Here is a 1,533-nt window from a genome sequence, read left to right as displayed (position 1 = left end):
CGAGTCCGACGAGCGGGTCGTGGCCGCCGTCGTCGACCTATTCCAACCCGGTGTTGTGGGAGGACCTGGCCGACATCGACGTCTTCCGGGTGGACGACACCTATTACTACTCGGCCTCCACGATGCACTACTCGCCCGGCGCGCCGATCCTGCGCTCCTACGACCTGGTCAACTGGGAGTACGCCGGACACTCGGTGCCCACGCTCGACTTCGGGTCCAAATACGACCTGAACGGCGGGCGGGCCTACGTCAACGGGATCTGGGCGTCGTTCCTGAACTACCGCCCGAGCAACAAGACCTTCTACTGGGGCGGCTGCATCGACTTCAGCAAGACCTACATCTACACCGCGACCTCGGTCGAAGGCCCCTGGAACCGGCACACCACGATCAACAAGTGCTACTACGACGCCGGGCTGCTCGTCGACGACAACGACACCATGTACGTCGCCTACGGCAACACCCAGATCAGCGTCGCCCAGCTGTCGGCCGACGGCAAGAGCGAGGTCCGCAGCCAGCAGGTGTTCTCCACCCCCTCCAGCGTGGGCACCCTGGAAGGGTCGCGGATGTACAAGCGCAACGGCGCCTACTACATCTTCCTGACCCGCCCGGCCAACGGGCAGTACGTGCTGAAGTCCACCAACGGTCCCTTCGGCCCGTACGAGATGCGCCAGGTGCTGCTCAACATGGGCGGCCCGGTCTCCGGCGGCGGCGTGCCGCACCAGGGCGGGCTGGTCCAGACCCAAAACGGCGCCTGGTACTACATGGCCTTCCAGGACGCCTACCCCGGCGGCCGCATCCCCGTGCTGGCCCCCATCACCTGGACCTCCGACGGCTGGCCCACCGTCCAGACCGTGAACGGCGCCTGGGGCGGCTCCTACCCCTACCCCAACGTGCCGCGCCCGCCCCGGCAGGTCAAGCCCCCGACCGGGACCGACACCTTCACCGGCAGCCGGCTCGGCCCCGAGTGGGAGTGGAACCACAACCCCGACACCAGCAGATACAGCGTCGGCAACGGGCTGCGCCTGCAGACCGCCACCGTCACCAACGACCTCTACTCGGCCCGCAACACCCTGACCCACCGCATCCTGGGCCCGTCCTCGACCGCGACGATCGAGCTCGACTACGCGTCCATGCGCGACGGCGACCGGGCCGGGCTGGCGATGCTGCGCGACTCCTCGGCCTGGATCGGCGTCAGGCGTGACAACGGCCAGACCCGCCTGGTGGCGACCAACAACCTGACCATGAACAGTAGCTGGCAGACCACCAGCACCGGCACCGAAGTGGCCTCCACGCCCGTGTCCGGCGGCAGGATCTGGCTACGGGTCAACGCCGACATCCGCCCCGGCAGCGGCCGCCAGGCCCGCTTCTCCTACAGCACCGACGGAGTGAACTTCACCTCGTTCGGGCCCGCCTTCACCATGGGCAACGCCTGGCAGTTCTTCATGGGCTACCGATTCGCCATCTTCAACTACGCCACCCAATCCCTCGGCGGCGCGGTCACCGTCAACCGCTTCGACCTCACCACACCCTGAC

Annotated in this window: 1 protein-coding gene; it reads left to right on the top strand. The window is 67.4% G+C overall.

The window, feature by feature from the left end:
* The coding region (locus HCK04_RS40190) for a glycoside hydrolase 43 family protein (RefSeq protein WP_142652758.1) at positions 1-1,532 on the top strand (1,532 nt) is incomplete at its 5' end.
* Position 1,533: the final 1 nt, after the last annotated feature.

The sequence above is a fragment of the Microbispora sp. CL1-1 genome (assembly GCF_012034195.1).
GTDB lineage: Bacteria > Actinomycetota > Actinomycetes > Streptosporangiales > Streptosporangiaceae > Microbispora.
Note: the sequence above shows the minus strand (reverse complement) of the source record. Positions and strands in the feature narration are given on the sequence as shown.